Genomic DNA, 14530 nt, shown 5'->3' with positions numbered 1-14530 from the left:
GGCCATGCTCCGCCTGCTCTCTCTCATCGTGTTGCTGGCCGGTTGCGGCGGCCCCGGGCGAGAGTTCCGGGGCCTGCCTGCGACCCGTGTCGATGTGGGCGGCAGCGTGTTCGACGTGCGGGTGCGCGGCAATCTGGCCGAGGCGATCCGGGTCAATCCGCAATACGCCCCCCGCTTTGGCCCGATCCGCGAGCGGGCCGGTTTTGCCATGGCGCAGGTCTCGGGCTGCCGGGTGGTCGGCGTGCTGGGCGATCAGGCGGTGGCGACCGGTGTGCTCAGCTGCGACGGGCGCCCGGCCAACTGGGCGCAGCCTGCGGCGTTGATGCGGTTCGACTGTTTCGAGGTGGACAGCTGGACCAGCGGCGACACCGAGTATACCGATTTCGAATGTACGCCTTACTAGGGGTAAACGGGCCGGAAATCGCCATATATTGGGGATAACTCGGCCTGATCCGCCAGATGATGGGGCGTGGGCGTTGACAGGCGGCAAGTGGCACGGGCAGGCTGATTGAGCACTGGAATCACCGAAAGCCGCCCGCACTTGCGTTTCAACAGGCTCAAACTGACCGGCTTTAAAAGCTTTGTTGACCCGACCGATCTGATCATCGCGGACGGGCTGACCGGTATTGTGGGCCCCAATGGCTGCGGCAAGTCCAACCTGCTCGAGGCGCTGCGCTGGGTGATGGGTGAAAACCGCCCCAAGGCGATGCGCGGCGGCGGCATGGAGGACGTGATCTTTGCCGGTGCCTCCTCGCGCCCGGCGCGCAACTTTGCCGAGGTCACGCTGCTCATGGACAATTCCGAGCGGCTTGCGCCCTCGGGGTTCAACGATGCCGACCAGTTGGAAATCGTACGCCGCATCACCCGCGACGTGGGCAGCGCCTACAAGGCCAATGGCAAGGATGTGCGCGCCCGTGACATCCAGATCCTGTTTGCCGATGCCTCGACCGGAGCGCATTCCCCGGCGCTGGTGCGGCAGGGCCAGATCGCCGAGCTGATCAACGCCAAACCCACCTCGCGCCGCCGTATCCTGGAAGAGGCGGCGGGTATCTCGGGCCTTTACCAGCGGCGGCACGAGGCCGAGTTGAAGCTGAAAGGCACCGAGACCAACCTGACCCGCGTTGACGACGTGCTGGAACAGCTGGGCACCCAGCTGGCGCAACTGGCGCGTCAGGCCCGGCAGGCGGCGCGCTATCGCGAGATCGGCGAACAGCTGCGTCTGGCCGAGGGTCAGTTGCTCTATCGTCGCTGGCGCGATGCCGACGAGGCGCGCGCCAAGGCCGAAGAGGTGCTGCGCCACCGTACCCTCGATGCCTCGCGGGCCGAGGCGGCCGCGCGTCAGGCCGAGGCGCTGCGCGCCGAGACCGAGGCGGCGCTGCCTGCGCTGCGCGAGGAAGAGGCGATCGCCGGTGCCGTGCTTCAGCGCCTGCATGTGCAGCGCGACACGCTCAACGATCACGAACAGCGCGCCCGCCAGCAGATCGAGGTTCTGACAGCGCGCATCGCCCAATTGGGTCGCGATATCGAGCGCGAGACTGGGCTGAACCGCGACGCGGGCGACACCATCGAACGGCTGGAATGGGAGGCGCGCGAACTCTCCAAGGCCGGCGCAGGCCATGCCGACCGGCTGGCCGAGGCGGCGGAACTGGCCCGTGAGGCGGCCGCCGTCCTGCAAGAGCGCGAGGACCATTTGAGCCAGGTGACCGAGGATGTGGCCCGGCTGGCCGCCCGCCACCAGTCGGCGCAGCGTCTGGTCGAGGACAGCCGCAAGACGCTGGCCCGCTCCGAGGCCGAGGAGACCCGCGCCCGGGGCGCGGTCGAAGAGGCCCACGCGGCATTGGATCGCGCGGGCGAGGCCTATGAGGGCGCCGAAAGTGCTGCCGAAGAGGCCGCCGAGGCCGCCGAGGCCGCCGAAGAGGCGCTGGCCACCGCCGACGAGCTGCGCGGCGAGACACAGGCGCGCGAGGCCGAGGCCCGCGCGCAGCTCTCCGAGGCCGAGGGCGAACTGGGCGCCATCCGCGCCGAGACCGGCGCGCTGGCCAAACTGGTTGAACGCGACACCGCCGAGGGTGGTCAGGTGCTCGACCTGATGCGGGTGGAGCCGGGCTATGAAAAGGCGCTTGGCGCGGCGCTGGCTGATGACCTGCGCGCGCCGCTGGTCGAGGGCGAGGGGCCGTCGGGTTGGCTCGATCTGCCTGATTACGCGCAGGGCCAGCCGCTGCCCGAGGGCGCCGACCCGCTGGCGCGGCATGTGTCCGGTCCCGACCGGCTGAGCCGCCGTATCGCACAGATCGGTCTGGTCGATGCCGCCACCGGCGCCCGCCTGCAAGCGGCGCTGAAGCCCGGTCAGCGTCTGGTCAGTCTGGATGGAGATCTGTGGCGCTGGGACGGCTTCCGCGCCTGGGCCGAAGACGCCCCCAGCGCGGCGGCGATGCGGCTGGAACAGCTCAACCGGCTGGAGGCGCTGAAGCAGGAACTGGCGCAGGTCAGCGCCCGTGCCGAAGGCGCGCGCGCGGCCCATGAGCGCCTGTCGCAACGCCTGCGCGAGGTGACCGAGGCCGACCGCCAGGCCCGCGAGGCCCGCCGTGCCGCAGATCAGCGCATGGCCGATGCCGCCCGCGCCCAAAGCCGCGCCGAGGCCGAACGCAACCTGGCCCAGGGGCGTCTGGAAACGCTTGGCCTGGCCGTCACCCGCCACAAGGAAGACGCGATGGCCGCCCGCGCCCAGCTGCGCGAGGCCGAGGCGGGGTTGGCGGATCTGGGCGATCTCGACACCGCGCGCGCTTCGGTAGAGGATATCCGCCACACGGTCGAGGCGGCGCGGATCACCATGCTGACGCACCGTTCCAGTCATGACGAGGTGCGCCGCGAGGGCGAGGCCCGCACCAAGCGTGCGCAGGAGGTCACCAAGGACCTCAGCGGCTGGCGCCACCGGCTGGAAACCGCGGGCAAGCGCATCGCCGAACTGGAAGAGCGCAAGGCTGCCTCGGAGGAAGAGCTGACCGAAGCGATGCAGGTGCCCGGCGAGATTGCCGAAGCGCGTGAGGAACTGGCGGAACAGACCGAAACCGCCGAGGCCCGCAGGGCCGGGGCCGCGGATCGGCTTGCCGCGGGCGAGTCGAGCCATCGTGAGGCGGCATTGGCCGAACGCGAGGCGGCCCGTCTGGCGTCCGAGGCGCGCGAGGGACGTGCGGCTGCCGAGGCCCGGGCCGAGGCCGCCCGCGAGACCATGCAGGCCGCCGCCGAACGCATCGCCGAAGAACAGCAACTGACCCCGAACCAGCTGTTGGCGAAGTTGGCGGTAGAGCCGGACGCCATGCCCGACAGCGACACGCTCGAAGCCGAGGTCAACCGCCACAAGCGCCAGCGCGACGCCATGGGCGCGGTCAACCTGCGTGCCGAAGAAGACGCGCGCGAAGTTCAGGAAGAGTTCGACTCGCTGTCCAAGGAAAAGGGCGATCTGGAAGAGGCGGTAAAGACCCTGCGCAGCGGTATCGCCAGCCTCAACCGCGAGGGGCGCGAGCGGCTGCTTACCGCCTTTGAACAGGTCAATTCGAACTTTGCCATGCTGTTCCGCCACCTGTTTGGCGGCGGCGAGGCCAATCTGGTCATGGTCGAAAGCGACGACCCGCTGGATGCGGGGCTGGAAATCATGTGTCAGCCGCCGGGCAAGAAACTGTCGACCCTGTCTCTCTTGTCGGGGGGTGAGCAGACGCTGACCGCGATGGCACTGATCTTCGCGGTCTTCCTGGCCAACCCGGCGCCGATCTGCGTGCTCGACGAGGTCGACGCGCCGCTTGACGATGCCAACGTGACCCGGTTCTGCGATCTTCTGGACGAGATGTGCCGCCAGACCGACACCCGTTTCCTGATCATCACCCACCACGCGGTGACCATGGCGCGGATGGACAGGCTGTTTGGCGTCACCATGCAGGAAAAGGGCGTCAGCCAGCTGGTCTCGGTCGACCTGAAAAAGGCCGAGGCGCTGGTCGCCTGATCCGCCTCACCGCAACGTGACTGGGGGCGGGTACGCAGCCGGGTTAGGTTTGGCTCATGATCCTGCGCCTTGCCCTTGCCTGCACCCTTGTCGCAACACCCCTGATGGCCACCGAATGGCGCCTGAAAGAGGGCGACCGCCCCCTGAACGCAGTCGAGTTGGAGGCATTGGCCGGGCGCACGCTGACCTTCTACGACGATGGCCGTTCGACCTATTCGGCGGGGGGCTCGTTTTCCTATACCTATTCCCCGGCCAATGGCGGCGGCACCGCGTTCGGCACCTACACGATCGCCGAGGATGGCAGCATCTGCACCCGCTTCCGCAACGGTCTGGGCCGCTGTGATCTCTATGTCCTGAATGGTACCCGGCTGCTGCTGATCACGGAAACGGGCGAGCGGTATCCGGTCCGGCCAGAGTGACGTTCGCGGGCAGATCGTGAAACCCGTCACCAAGCGGTTGGGCGAGTGAGAAGCCGGGTATAGAGGTGAAATAGATATCTAGCAGACAGGAAGGATGTGCTAGAGCTGGGTGAAATTTTCGTTGCCTAGGTTTTGCATATGCCGGTCGCGCCAGTCTTTTTCTTTCTGATAGCCGGGCCGTTGGCCATCGCCATTGTTTGGGTCCTTGCCTCTCTCCCCGCCTATCCCAATAGTCCGAAGGCGAGGGTTTTCTGGTTTGCGGCCCTTTTTCTGGTTTTTGGTTTTCTCATTTTTGGTCGACTGTCTCTGCATTCTCCACGCGTCTGGCAACCGCCAGTTCAGGCCGATATTGCCTGGGGGCTTTTCCTTGTCCTGCCTTTTGTGGGTTCATTGCTCTTGTGGAGGTATCAGCGCACTGCCACTGCGAGGCTCTCGGCCGCAAAATCCACACTGATTGTCCTCGCAATCTGCATCTTGTCTGTCTTGGGACTCAGACAGTTCAACAAAAGCTGCGTCTATTTCGACTACTGGAATGACCAGGGACAGGCATGGTGCCCGGTGACGTGGCAGGCGAAACTGGGAACCTAGAGCAGTATCAATATCAGCAGCAGGACCATACGCTTCAGAACGCAGAGGAGCCCTATAACTGCCCCAAAAGCTCTGCCGTGGGCCAGGCATCGGCGGGCAGGCCCAGCCGGGCCTGTTCGGCCTGTACGGCGGCCCGTGTGCCCGCACCCAGGATGCCGTCGATCTTGCCCACATCATGGCCGCGCGCCTGCAACTTCTGCTGCAGCGCCTTCATTTCGGCACCGTCCAGCCCGGGCGCGGGGTTGCCGGCGTCATAGACCTGACCGCCCTCCAGCCGTGTTGCGAAATAGGCCGCCGTCAGCACATAGACAAAGCTCTGGTTCCATTCGAAATAGACGTCGAAATTGGGATAGGCGAGGAAAGCCGGCCCCTTGTGCCCCTGTGGCAGGATCAGTGAGGCGGGCAGATCGGCGAGGGTTCCGGCGCGCGGGCGTACACCCATCGCCTGCCAGTCCACCGTGCTACGCGGCTTGCCCGGCCCGCTCAGCGACCAGTCCATCCGGGTGGGCACATTTACCTCTTGCAGCCAGGGTTCGCCCGCGCGCCAGCCCAGATGAGACAGCATCCGCGCGCCCGACAACAGCGCATCGGGGGCCGAGGTCTTGAGGGTCACATGCCCGTCGCCATCGCCGTCGACGCCGTTTTCCAGGATGTCGCGCGGCAGCATCTGCACCATGCCGATCTCGCCCGCCCAGGCGCCGGTGGTGCGGGCAGGGTCGAAATCGCCATGGCTGTAAAGCTCGATCGCGGCAAAGATCTGCGGCCGGAACAGTTCAGGCCGGCGGCAATCATGCGCCAGCGTGACCAGCGCGTTGCGGGTGTTGAAATCGCCCTGATAGCCGCCGAAATCGGTCTCGAACGCCCAGAACGCTAAAAGCACGCCGCGCGACACGCCGTATTCCGCTTCGATCCGGTCGAACACCGCATCGTATTTGCGTCCCATCGCCTTGCCGGTATCGAGCCGGTTTTGCGAGATCAGACGGCGCGAGAACTCGACAAAGGGTTTCTGGAACACGCCCTGTGCGCGGTCGGCCCTGAGCACCTTGGCGTCCTGCGCCGCCCCCTGAAAGAAGCGGTCGACCAGCGCCGGGTCATGGCCCATCGAAACCGCCTCGGCCTTGAGACCATCAACAAAGCTCGAAAAACTGCCGCCGCATTGCGCCAGCGCCGGAGAGGCCAGCACAATAGCGGCCATGATCTGGGGAAGAATGCGCATGATGTCCTGTTGGTTTGGTTCTGTAATGCGATCAGAAGATCGCCGCCAGCGCCACCAGCGTCAAGGTCAGACCCAAGGCCAGCGCCCAGACCTGCCACAGCAGGGTCACCGCGCGTTCGATCTCGCGCGGGCCGATTTCTTTGCGGCCCTCTTCGTTTACCCAGGCCAGATGCCGGATTTCGCCGTGATAGCTGCGCGGCCCGGCCAGCGCGATGTTGAGCGCGCGGGCCATGGCGGCCTCGGGCCAGCCGGCATTGGGCGAGATATGGCGCTGGGCGTCCTCGACGATGCCGCGCCAGTGGCGCCAGCCATTGGACAAGAGCACGATCATGCCGCAGGTCAGTCGGGCCGGGATCAGGTTGAGCAGATCATCCAGCCGTGCAGCGGCCCAGCCGAACTGCGCATAGCGCTCGTTCAGATAGCCCACCATGCTGTCGGCGGTGTTGATCGTCTTGTAGAGCAGCAGGCCCGGCAGGCCACCGACCAGAAACCAGAAGGCGGGCGCAATCACCCCGTCGCTGAGGTTCTCCGCGGCGCTTTCGATGGCGGCGCGCGCCACCTGCGGTTCGGACATGGTGGCCGTATCGCGCGAGACGATGCGGGCGACGCTGCGCCGGGCCTCGGGCAGCGACAGGCGCAGCGCGTCGGCCACATCCGCCACATGCCCGGCGAGCGATTTCTGTGCCAGCAGGATGGCGCAGATCAGCACCTCGGCCACCGGTCCCAGCAGCGACAGCAGCGCGCCCACCGCCAGGGCGCCCACCGCCAGGATCGCGGTCACCGCCACACCCTTGAGCCGACGATACCCGCCCTCGTTCAACTCGTCATCCAGAACCGAGATGATGTCGCCGATCAGAACCGCCGGATGGCGCAGGCGCGACCACAGCCATTCGGGCTCTCCCAGCGCGGCATCGAGCAGCATGGCAAAGCCGAGCAGCAGGGCGGTGCTCATAATGCGCTCTCCAGCCGGCCCCAGCCTTCGGCGGGGGGAAGGCCCAGCCGCAGGAAATGGCCGGAATAGGGAAAGATACGGCTCCAGATCCGGGCCTGGGCCAGGCGGTCCTGCCAGGCGGCGGCATCATCGACCTGGTAAAGGCGGAACAGGTCGGTGCCGCCCAGACGTTCGGCGCCGTGCGCGGTCATCAGCGTGTCGAGCCGGGCGGCCTCCTGCGCCAGCCTGATCCGGGTCTCTTCGGCCCATTCAGGATCGTTCAGCGCCCTTGTCCCGATGCGCAGCGCCGGACCCGACACCGCCCAGGGGCCAGTCAGGTCATTGAGGCGCGCGATGGTTTCGGGCAGGGCGACGGCAAAACCGAGCCGCAGCCCGGCAAGCCCCCAGAACTTGCCAAAGCTTTTCAGCACAACCGTACCGGGGCGGGTGGCCAGATGCGCCAGCGAGGTCTCGGGTGTCACATCGCCAAAGCTCTCGTCGATGACGCAGAGCGCGCCTTCGGCCTCGGCCTCGGTCCAGATGCGGCCGTCGGGGTTGTTGGGATGCACGACCACCCGTGCCTCGGCCGGGCCATCATCGACCACCTGCCAGCCATGGGCGGCAAAGGCGGCGGCATGTTCGTTATAGGTGGGCCGGGTGATCCGCACCCGCGCGGGATCTGCCAGCGCCGGAATGCGCGCGATCAGGGCCGAGGCGCCGGGCGCGGGCAGGATCGCCGCCGCGTCGGGCAGGTGCCAGAACGCGCGCGCGGCGCGGGTCAGTTCACCAAAGGCACCGTGATCGGGCAGCGCAGTCCAGTCCTCGGGCAGCAGCGTGCCGACCGGATAGGGCAGGGGATTGATGCCGGTCGACAGGTCGATCCAGTCGGCGCGCGCGCCGCCATACTGGCGCATCGCCCCGTCCAGCCCGCCGCCATGGTCTCGGCGCGCGCGCGGATCGGTCGGATCGTCCGGCTTGGCGGACGGATTGGCAAATCCCGTGTTCATGTTCTTGTCTTCCCCGACATCGCGACTTGCATCAAGCGGATTTCCGCCCGAAGCTCAAGGGACGAACGCGGCTTCCGGTGCGCGGGAACCGATGTTAACAATTTGTAAAGCATTTGATCAGATTACGGAGCCAAGGGAGACTGGCGCCGCAAACGAACTCAAACGGAAGTGCCGGGTTTACTGTTATGCATGTGTTGATCGTCGAAAGTAACCCAGAGCTTGGCACGCTCTGGCAGCGTCACCTGCAACGTCAGGGTCTGGAGGTCACGTTGGTGACTTCGCAAGAGGATGCGATCCTGGCGCTTTATCGGGCAGAGTTCGAAATCATCGTTCTGGATCTGGTGCTTGAGCAGGGCAGCGCCCTGGCGGTTGCGGATTTCGCCAGCTACCGGCGCCCGGATGCGCGGGTGATTTTCGTTACCAACACGACCTTCTTTTCAGACGGTTCGATCTTTGCCCACAGTCCCAACGCCTGCGCCTATGTGCATGGCGACACGCCGCCCGAGGATCTGGCGGCGATGGTCGAGCACTACGCCACCGCGCGCTGATCGCGTCCATGCGGCGCGAGATGGTCGAGCTCGGGTCCGATCGGAACGATTCGGTGCGGATTGATGCTATCGTGGCTGTAATGGTAGTGCCGGATGATGTGATCCATATGCACGGTGCCAGCCACACCGGGCCATTGATACAGTTCCCGCGTATAGGCCCAGAGGTTCGGATAATCGATCAGCCGCCGCCGGTTGCATTTGAAATGCAGATGATAGACCGGATCAAAGCGGATGAGCGTGGTGAACAGGCGCCAATCGGCCTCGGTTACCTGGTCACCCATCAGGTAACGGTTGTTCGCAAGACGTGATTCCAACCAGTCCAGAGTGTCGAACAGTGGGTGCACCGCAGCGTCATATGCCTCTTGAGTCGTGGAAAATCCGCATTTGTAGACGCCATTGTTTACGTTTTCGTAAATACGCACGTTCACCGTCTCGATTTTTTCTCGGATGCACTCCGGCCAAAAATCTTCGTGATTTCCGGTCAGGTGATCGAAGGCCGAGTTGAACATGCGAATGATCTCGGCGCTTTCGTTCGAAACGATGGTCCGGCGTTCGGTATCCCACAGGATCGGCACGGTGACGCGTCCGGAATAGGCTGGGTCGGCACGGGTATAGATCTGATGGGCATAGTTCAGCCCATACAGGCGGTCACCGGTGCGGCCCTCTGTCTCGGGTGCAAAGGTCCAGCCTTGGTCCAACATGTCGGGGTGCACGACCGAAACCGGGATATGTGTGGACAAACCCTTGATTTCGCGAAAGATCAGGGTCCTGTGTGCCCAGGGACAGGCATAGCTGACATAAAGGTGGTAGCGGCCCGATGCGGCGGCAAAGCCGCCTTTGCCGGATGGTCCGGGGGCGCCATCGGGGGTGACCCAGTTGCGGAATTGCGCCGCCGAGCGCTGGAAGGCGCCGCCGCTGGATTTGGTATCGTACCAGGTGTCATGCCAGATGCCGTCGATCAGCAGGCCCATCGGAGTCTCCTTCTGCTTTGATCAGCATCTAGGATCTGCGGTGCGGGATACCACGCCGTTGCCGCGCACGTGACCTGCGCAGCTGCACATCCGGCGCGGCCCCGCGGAAAGCACGCGGGTGCCATGCACCGAACATGAAAATCTTTGCTTGATTTTAATGGATGCTGCGGCAGGCTGATGAGGTTCGCACGGAGACGCTTTATGAGCACCTATATTTCAAAAGAAGTCGGCGAGGATCTGGCCCGGGCCCGGATCGCTGGATTGAAGAAGATGAGCCGCTTGCGGGTGGAACATATCGGTATGTTTTATACTGTACTTCGGCTGTGGCGCGACGGGTTTGCCGTCGAAGCCGAAAGCACGCCGCCACTGCGCGGGCTGGTCGATATCTACGAGGGGCCGAACCTGCTTTATCAATGCCTGATCGTGGCCTCGGGCGCTGAAGGCGGCGAGATGGTCTATGAGTTCAAGCGGCAAACGCTGGCGCAGGATCATGCCCCGCTCGACTTTGAACGCGGAGTGGACGCGCCCATCGGGTTGCTGGGCAAGGAGTAGCCTCCTCTGCCTTGCGGGCGTCCTCGACGGGCCCTGTGCAATCATGCGGGTCAGGTTGATCGAGGTCGGTCTGGTTATCGATGCGCGAACCGGGCTCGCCTACCGCATATCACCTATTGCAGGTCGCCGAAGGCGCGGTTGAGCCGGTCGATCGCGTCCTCGATCCGCGCCCTCTGGGTGCCAAGGTTGAAGCGCAGAAAATTCTCGCCACCGGTACCAAAGCTGGTGCCGTGATTTACCGCGATCCTGGCCTGCTGTTCGACCCTCTCGGTGAATTCGGCCCGGTCCATGCCGGTGCCTGAGAAATCCACCCAGGCGAGATAGGTCGCCTCGAGCGGCATCGCGCGCAAACCGGGAATGGCCGAGATGGCGCTTTCGAAGAGGCGCCGGTTCTCGTCCAGATAGGCCAGCAGCCCATCAACCCATTCCGCCCCTTCGGGAGAATATGCGGTCAGCGTCGCCATCTGCCCGGTCGAGTTCGGTGCCAGCGACAGCGCCGCCATCCGCTTGGCGAAACGTCCACGCAGTTCGGGGTCGGGGATGATCACCTGCCCGGTATGCAGGCCCGCGATGTTGAACGTCTTGGACGGCGCGGTGAGCATCAACAGCCGGTCGACGATATCGGGCGCCGCGTTGGGCATCGGGATATGGGTATGGCCGGGATAGACCAGGTCATGATGGATCTCGTCCGACACAAGAAGCAGATCGTGCCGCTTGGCGAAATCGGCCACCGCGCGCAGTTCCTCCTGTGTCCAGACCCGGCCGCCGGGATTGTGCGGCGAGCAGAGGATCACCATGCGCTCGTTGCCGGTCATTTGCGCGTCATAGGCGGCGAAATCCATCTCGTACCGGCCGTCATTGTTGACCATCTGGCATTCCACCACTTGCCGGCCCGCATTGCGGATCACCTTGGCAAAGGCGTGATAGACCGGGGTGAACAGCACGATCCCGTCTCCCGGCTTGGTATAGGTGTCAAGGCACATGCCGACACCGTTCACCAGCCCGGTGGTGGTAAAGATCGCCTCGGGCGCCACATCCCAGTCGTGGCGGTTGCGCATCCACCAGCGGATCGCATCGGTATAGGGTTTGGAATAATCCACATAGCCCAGCACCCCGTGGTCGGTCATCTCGCGCAGCTTGGCCAGCACGTGTTCGGGCGCGCGAAAATCCATGTCGGCGACCCACATGGCCAGACCGTCCTGTGCGGGCACGCCATAGATGGGTTCCATCATGTCCCATTTCGAGCAAAAGGTTCCGTGGCGGTCGATCAGGTCGTCAAAGCTCATCTGGGTCTCCGAGGGTCAATTGTCGGCCAGAGGCTAGCCAGTTTGCCGCCATGCGCAAGGGGCGTTGCAGCAGGGCGGTCAATCGCCTAAATCGGGACCATGAAACGTGCTATTCTCATTCATCCCGATCCGCGCCTGAAAAAGGTCTGCGCGCCCGTGGCCGATATCTCGGACGAATTGCGGGCGCTGGCCGACGACATGCTGGAGACCATGTACGACGCGCCGGGCATCGGCCTGGCCGCGCCGCAGATCGGTGTGCTCGACCGCTTGATCGTGCTGGATTGCGTCAAGGAAGAGGGCGCTGCCGCCCGCCCGCTGGTGATGTTCAACCCGCGCGTGGTGGCCGCCTCGGACGAGACCAATGTTTACGAGGAAGGCTGCCTGTCGATCCCCGAGCAATATGCCGAGGTGACCCGCCCCAAGGTGGTGGATGTCGAATGGATCGACCGCGACGGCAAATTGCAAAGCGAGACCTTTGACGGGCTCTGGGCCACTTGCGTGCAGCATGAGATCGACCATCTGGATGGCAAGCTGTTCATCGACTACCTCAAGCCGCTGAAACGCCAGATGATCACCCGCAAGATGCAGAAGCTGAAGCGCGAGCGGGCGCGGGCGTGAGCGTCCTGCCGATCCTGACCTGGCCCGATGCACGCCTGTCGCAGCGCTGTGACCCCGTCGAGGGGATCGTGCCCGACGATCTGATCCGCGACATGTTCGACACCATGTATGCCGCCAAGGGGCGTGGGCTGGCCGCGCCGCAGGTGGGCGTGATGCAGCGGTTCTTTGTCATGGATGTCGGCTGGAAAGAAGGCACGCCCAGCCCGATGGCGATGATCAACCCTGTGATCATGGCCGCCGAGCGGGTGCCGGTCGAGATGGAAGAAGCCTGCCTGTCGATCCCCGGCCTCTCGGTGCCCGTCACCCGGCCCAAGGCGGTGACGGTGCAATGGACCGCGCCCGAGGGCGACATTCACATGGCCGATTTCGACGGGTTCGAGGCGCGTTGCATCCAGCACGAATTCGACCATCTGAACGGGGTCGTCACGCTGGATCATCTGGACCCGCAGGCCCGCGCCGCCGTGCTCTCCGCTTATGAGGAAAACCATCCATGACCGTCCGCCGCTGTCTGCCCTGGCCCGACAAGCATCTGCGCAGCCGCGCCGCCGAGGTGAGCGAGATCACCGACGAGATTCGCGCCATCTGGGACGACATGATCGACACGATGGAGGCGATGCCGGGCGTGGGCCTGGCCGCGCCACAGATCGGGGTGATGCTGCGGCTGGCGGTGGTCGATGGCTCGTCTGAGCGGGGCCGTGCGGTTCGGATGGCCAACCCCGAGATCCTGCATGCCTCGGTCGAGCTGCGTGAACATGACGAGGCGAGCCCCAACCTGCCCGGCGTCTCGGCCAGGCTGAAACGCCCGCGCGCGGTGACGGTGCGGTTCCTGAACGAACAGGGGCAGGTCGACCGGCGCGATTTTGTCGGCATCGAGGCGACCAGCGTGCAGCATCAGATCGACCACCTGAACGGGCGGATGTATTTCGACAATCTCAGCAAGGTCAAACGCGACATGCTGCTGCGCAAGGCGCGCAAGCTGGGGGGCTGAGGTCATGCGCGTCGTGTTCATGGGAACCCCCGATTTCTCGGTTCCGGTACTGGAGGCGCTGGTAGGTGCGGGGCATGAGATCGCCGCCGTCTATTGCCAGCCACCCCGCCCGGCGGGGCGCGGCAAAAAGGACCGCCCCACGCCCGTCCATGCCCGTGCGCTGGACCTGGGGCTGGAGGTGCGCCACCCGGTCTCGCTGAAAGGGACCGAGGCGCAGGCGGATTTCGCGGCGCTGGGCGCCGATGTGGCGGTTGTGGTGGCCTATGGGCTGATCCTGCCGCAAACGGTGCTGGACGCGCCGCGCCACGGCTGCCTCAATATCCACGCCAGCCTGTTGCCGCGCTGGCGCGGCGCGGCGCCCATTCACCGGGCGATCATGGCGGGAGATGCTGAAACGGGCATTTGCATCATGCAGATGGAGGCGGGGCTGGATACCGGGCCGGTGCTGTTGCGCGCCACGACACCCATCGGGGCAGAGGAGACCACCGGCGCGTTGCATGACCGCTTGTCGGCCATGGGGGGCGACCTGATCGTCGAGGCGCTGGCACGTCTGCCCGAGTTGACTGCGGAGCCGCAGCCCGAGGATGGCATCACCTATGCCGCCAAGATCGACAAGGCAGAGGCGCGGGTCGACTGGACCCGCCCGGCGGTCGAGATCGACCGGCAGATCCGGGGCCTCTCACCCTTTCCCGGCGCCTGGACCGAGATCGCGGGGGAACGGGTGAAACTGCTCGCCTCGCGCCTGGCCGAGGGGCAGGGCGCCCCCGGCGCAGTGCTGGACGATGCGTTGACCGTGGCCTGTGGTACCGGCGCTGTGTCACTCACCCGCTTGCAACGGGCGGGCAAAGGGGCGCAGGATGCCGACATCTTCCTGCGCGGCTGGCCCGTGCCAAAGGGAACCCGCCTGTAGAAGGGGATCGCGCATGTTCATGGTTCTGATGGGAACGGTGGTGATCGCCGGGATCGTCGGTTACATCTCGGAAAAATCGGGGTTCACCCACAACGGCTATCTGCAATCCATCATCATCTGTGTCGGCGGGGCCTTCCTGTTCTACTTCCTGCGGATCATGTTCGGGATCGGTTTCGGATCCCCGGGGATGAACGCCATTCTCTCTTCGATTGGCGCGCTGATCATCGTGCCCTTCCACTGGAGGAAATGAGATGCATGTCGTTGTCCTGATCATCATCGGCGCCGCTGCCGGGTTCCTCGCCACCCGGCTGATGCGGGTCGAGGCGGATATTCCCACCACCATGCTGATCGGCATCGTGGGCGCGCTGATCGGCGGGCTGATCCTGCGGGCGCTGTTGACGATGATGGGCTGGTTGTCGGGCTTTGTCGGCGCGGTGCTGGGGGCGCTTCTGGTTGTCTGGCTCTGGCAGACCTATCTGCGGCGGCGCTGAGACGCGCC

Annotated in this window: 17 protein-coding genes; 12 read left to right on the top strand and 5 right to left on the bottom strand. The window is 65.1% G+C overall.

Annotated features, from left to right (window positions below; genetic code table 11):
* Positions 1-4: 4 nt before the first annotated feature.
* The 4 genes from MB818_RS12085 (at position 5) to MB818_RS12070 (ending at position 5004) form a co-directional block, all read left to right on the top strand.
* Positions 5-403, top strand: a complete 399-nt coding sequence (locus MB818_RS12085; RefSeq protein WP_234139865.1) for a hypothetical protein — start codon at positions 5-7, stop codon at positions 401-403.
* Positions 404-541: 138 nt separating this feature from the next.
* Positions 542-3997: a chromosome segregation SMC family protein gene (locus MB818_RS12080; RefSeq protein ID WP_234139899.1), complete on the top strand. Its 3456-nt coding sequence runs from the start codon at positions 542-544 to the stop codon at positions 3995-3997.
* A 104-nt stretch (positions 3998-4101) separates the two neighbouring features.
* The gene (locus MB818_RS12075) at positions 4102-4416 is read left to right on the top strand and encodes a hypothetical protein (RefSeq protein ID WP_238905227.1); all 315 of its coding nucleotides are present in this window, start codon (positions 4102-4104) and stop codon (positions 4414-4416) included.
* 138 nt (positions 4417-4554) lie between these two features.
* Positions 4555-5004, top strand: a complete 450-nt coding sequence (locus tag MB818_RS12070; protein WP_234139863.1) for a hypothetical protein — start codon at positions 4555-4557, stop codon at positions 5002-5004.
* A gap of 52 nt (positions 5005-5056) precedes the next feature.
* Here the strand turns inward: MB818_RS12070 and MB818_RS12065 are convergent, their stop codons facing one another.
* From MB818_RS12065 to cobD, 3 genes are read right to left on the bottom strand one after another with little or no spacing between them, the layout of a single operon-like run.
* Complete coding sequence (locus tag MB818_RS12065; RefSeq protein ID WP_238905225.1) at positions 5057-6220, bottom strand: lytic murein transglycosylase; 1164 nt, start codon at positions 6218-6220, stop codon at positions 5057-5059.
* A gap of 31 nt (positions 6221-6251) precedes the next feature.
* Complete coding sequence (gene cbiB / locus MB818_RS12060) at positions 6252-7172, bottom strand: adenosylcobinamide-phosphate synthase CbiB (RefSeq protein ID WP_234162701.1); 921 nt, start codon at positions 7170-7172, stop codon at positions 6252-6254.
* Positions 7169-8158, bottom strand: a complete 990-nt coding sequence (gene cobD / locus MB818_RS12055; protein WP_238905224.1) for a threonine-phosphate decarboxylase CobD — start codon at positions 8156-8158, stop codon at positions 7169-7171. The genes cbiB and cobD overlap by 4 nt, the downstream gene beginning before the upstream one ends.
* A gap of 185 nt (positions 8159-8343) precedes the next feature.
* On the opposite strand from cobD, the gene MB818_RS12050 reads away from it, so the two are divergent.
* The gene (locus MB818_RS12050) at positions 8344-8706 is read left to right on the top strand and encodes a response regulator transcription factor (protein WP_234139859.1); all 363 of its coding nucleotides are present in this window, start codon (positions 8344-8346) and stop codon (positions 8704-8706) included.
* On the opposite strand, the gene MB818_RS12045 is transcribed toward MB818_RS12050, so the two are convergent.
* On the bottom strand, positions 8688-9677 hold the full coding sequence (locus MB818_RS12045) for a glutathione S-transferase family protein (protein WP_238905223.1): 990 nt from the start codon (positions 9675-9677) through the stop codon (positions 8688-8690). The two genes, MB818_RS12050 and MB818_RS12045, sit on opposite strands and share 19 nt — an antisense overlap.
* A gap of 201 nt (positions 9678-9878) precedes the next feature.
* Here MB818_RS12045 and MB818_RS12040 point away from each other — a divergent pair, with 201 nt between their 5' ends.
* Positions 9879-10229, top strand: a complete 351-nt coding sequence (locus tag MB818_RS12040) for a hypothetical protein (protein WP_234142924.1) — start codon at positions 9879-9881, stop codon at positions 10227-10229.
* Between the two features lie 113 nt (positions 10230-10342).
* Here the strand turns inward: MB818_RS12040 and MB818_RS12035 are convergent, their stop codons facing one another.
* Positions 10343-11515, bottom strand: coding sequence for a MalY/PatB family protein (locus MB818_RS12035; RefSeq protein WP_238905222.1), 1173 nt, complete (start codon positions 11513-11515; stop codon positions 10343-10345).
* Between the two features lie 99 nt (positions 11516-11614).
* Here MB818_RS12035 and def (MB818_RS12030) point away from each other — a divergent pair, with 99 nt between their 5' ends.
* Genes def (MB818_RS12030) through MB818_RS12005 form a run of 6 tightly spaced genes read left to right on the top strand, consistent with a single transcriptional unit; the run spans position 11615 to position 14522 of the window.
* The gene (gene def / locus MB818_RS12030; protein WP_234139855.1) at positions 11615-12133 is read left to right on the top strand and encodes a peptide deformylase; all 519 of its coding nucleotides are present in this window, start codon (positions 11615-11617) and stop codon (positions 12131-12133) included.
* Entirely contained in the window at positions 12130-12627 is a 498-nt protein-coding gene (gene def / locus MB818_RS12025) for a peptide deformylase (protein WP_234139854.1), read from the top strand. Before def (MB818_RS12030) ends, def (MB818_RS12025) begins: the two co-directional genes overlap by 4 nt.
* On the top strand, positions 12624-13121 hold the full coding sequence (gene def, locus MB818_RS12020; protein WP_234139853.1) for a peptide deformylase: 498 nt from the start codon (positions 12624-12626) through the stop codon (positions 13119-13121). The genes def (MB818_RS12025) and def (MB818_RS12020) overlap by 4 nt, the downstream gene beginning before the upstream one ends.
* 4 nt (positions 13122-13125) lie before the next feature.
* On the top strand, positions 13126-14031 hold the full coding sequence (fmt, locus tag MB818_RS12015; RefSeq protein WP_234165826.1) for a methionyl-tRNA formyltransferase: 906 nt from the start codon (positions 13126-13128) through the stop codon (positions 14029-14031).
* Between the two features lie 13 nt (positions 14032-14044).
* Positions 14045-14281 carry a hypothetical protein gene (locus tag MB818_RS12010; protein ID WP_234139851.1) on the top strand — a complete coding sequence of 79 codons (237 nt, stop codon included), beginning with the start codon at positions 14045-14047 and terminating at the stop codon, positions 14279-14281.
* A gap of 1 nt (position 14282) precedes the next feature.
* Positions 14283-14522, top strand: coding sequence for a GlsB/YeaQ/YmgE family stress response membrane protein (locus tag MB818_RS12005; protein ID WP_234139850.1), 240 nt, complete (start codon positions 14283-14285; stop codon positions 14520-14522).
* Positions 14523-14530 lie beyond the last annotated feature (8 nt).

The organism is Ruegeria alba, from assembly GCF_022321465.1.
GTDB lineage: Bacteria > Pseudomonadota > Alphaproteobacteria > Rhodobacterales > Rhodobacteraceae > Ruegeria_B > Ruegeria_B alba.
The sequence above is the reverse complement of the archived record's forward strand: the minus strand, read 5'-3'. Positions and strand labels throughout refer to the sequence as shown.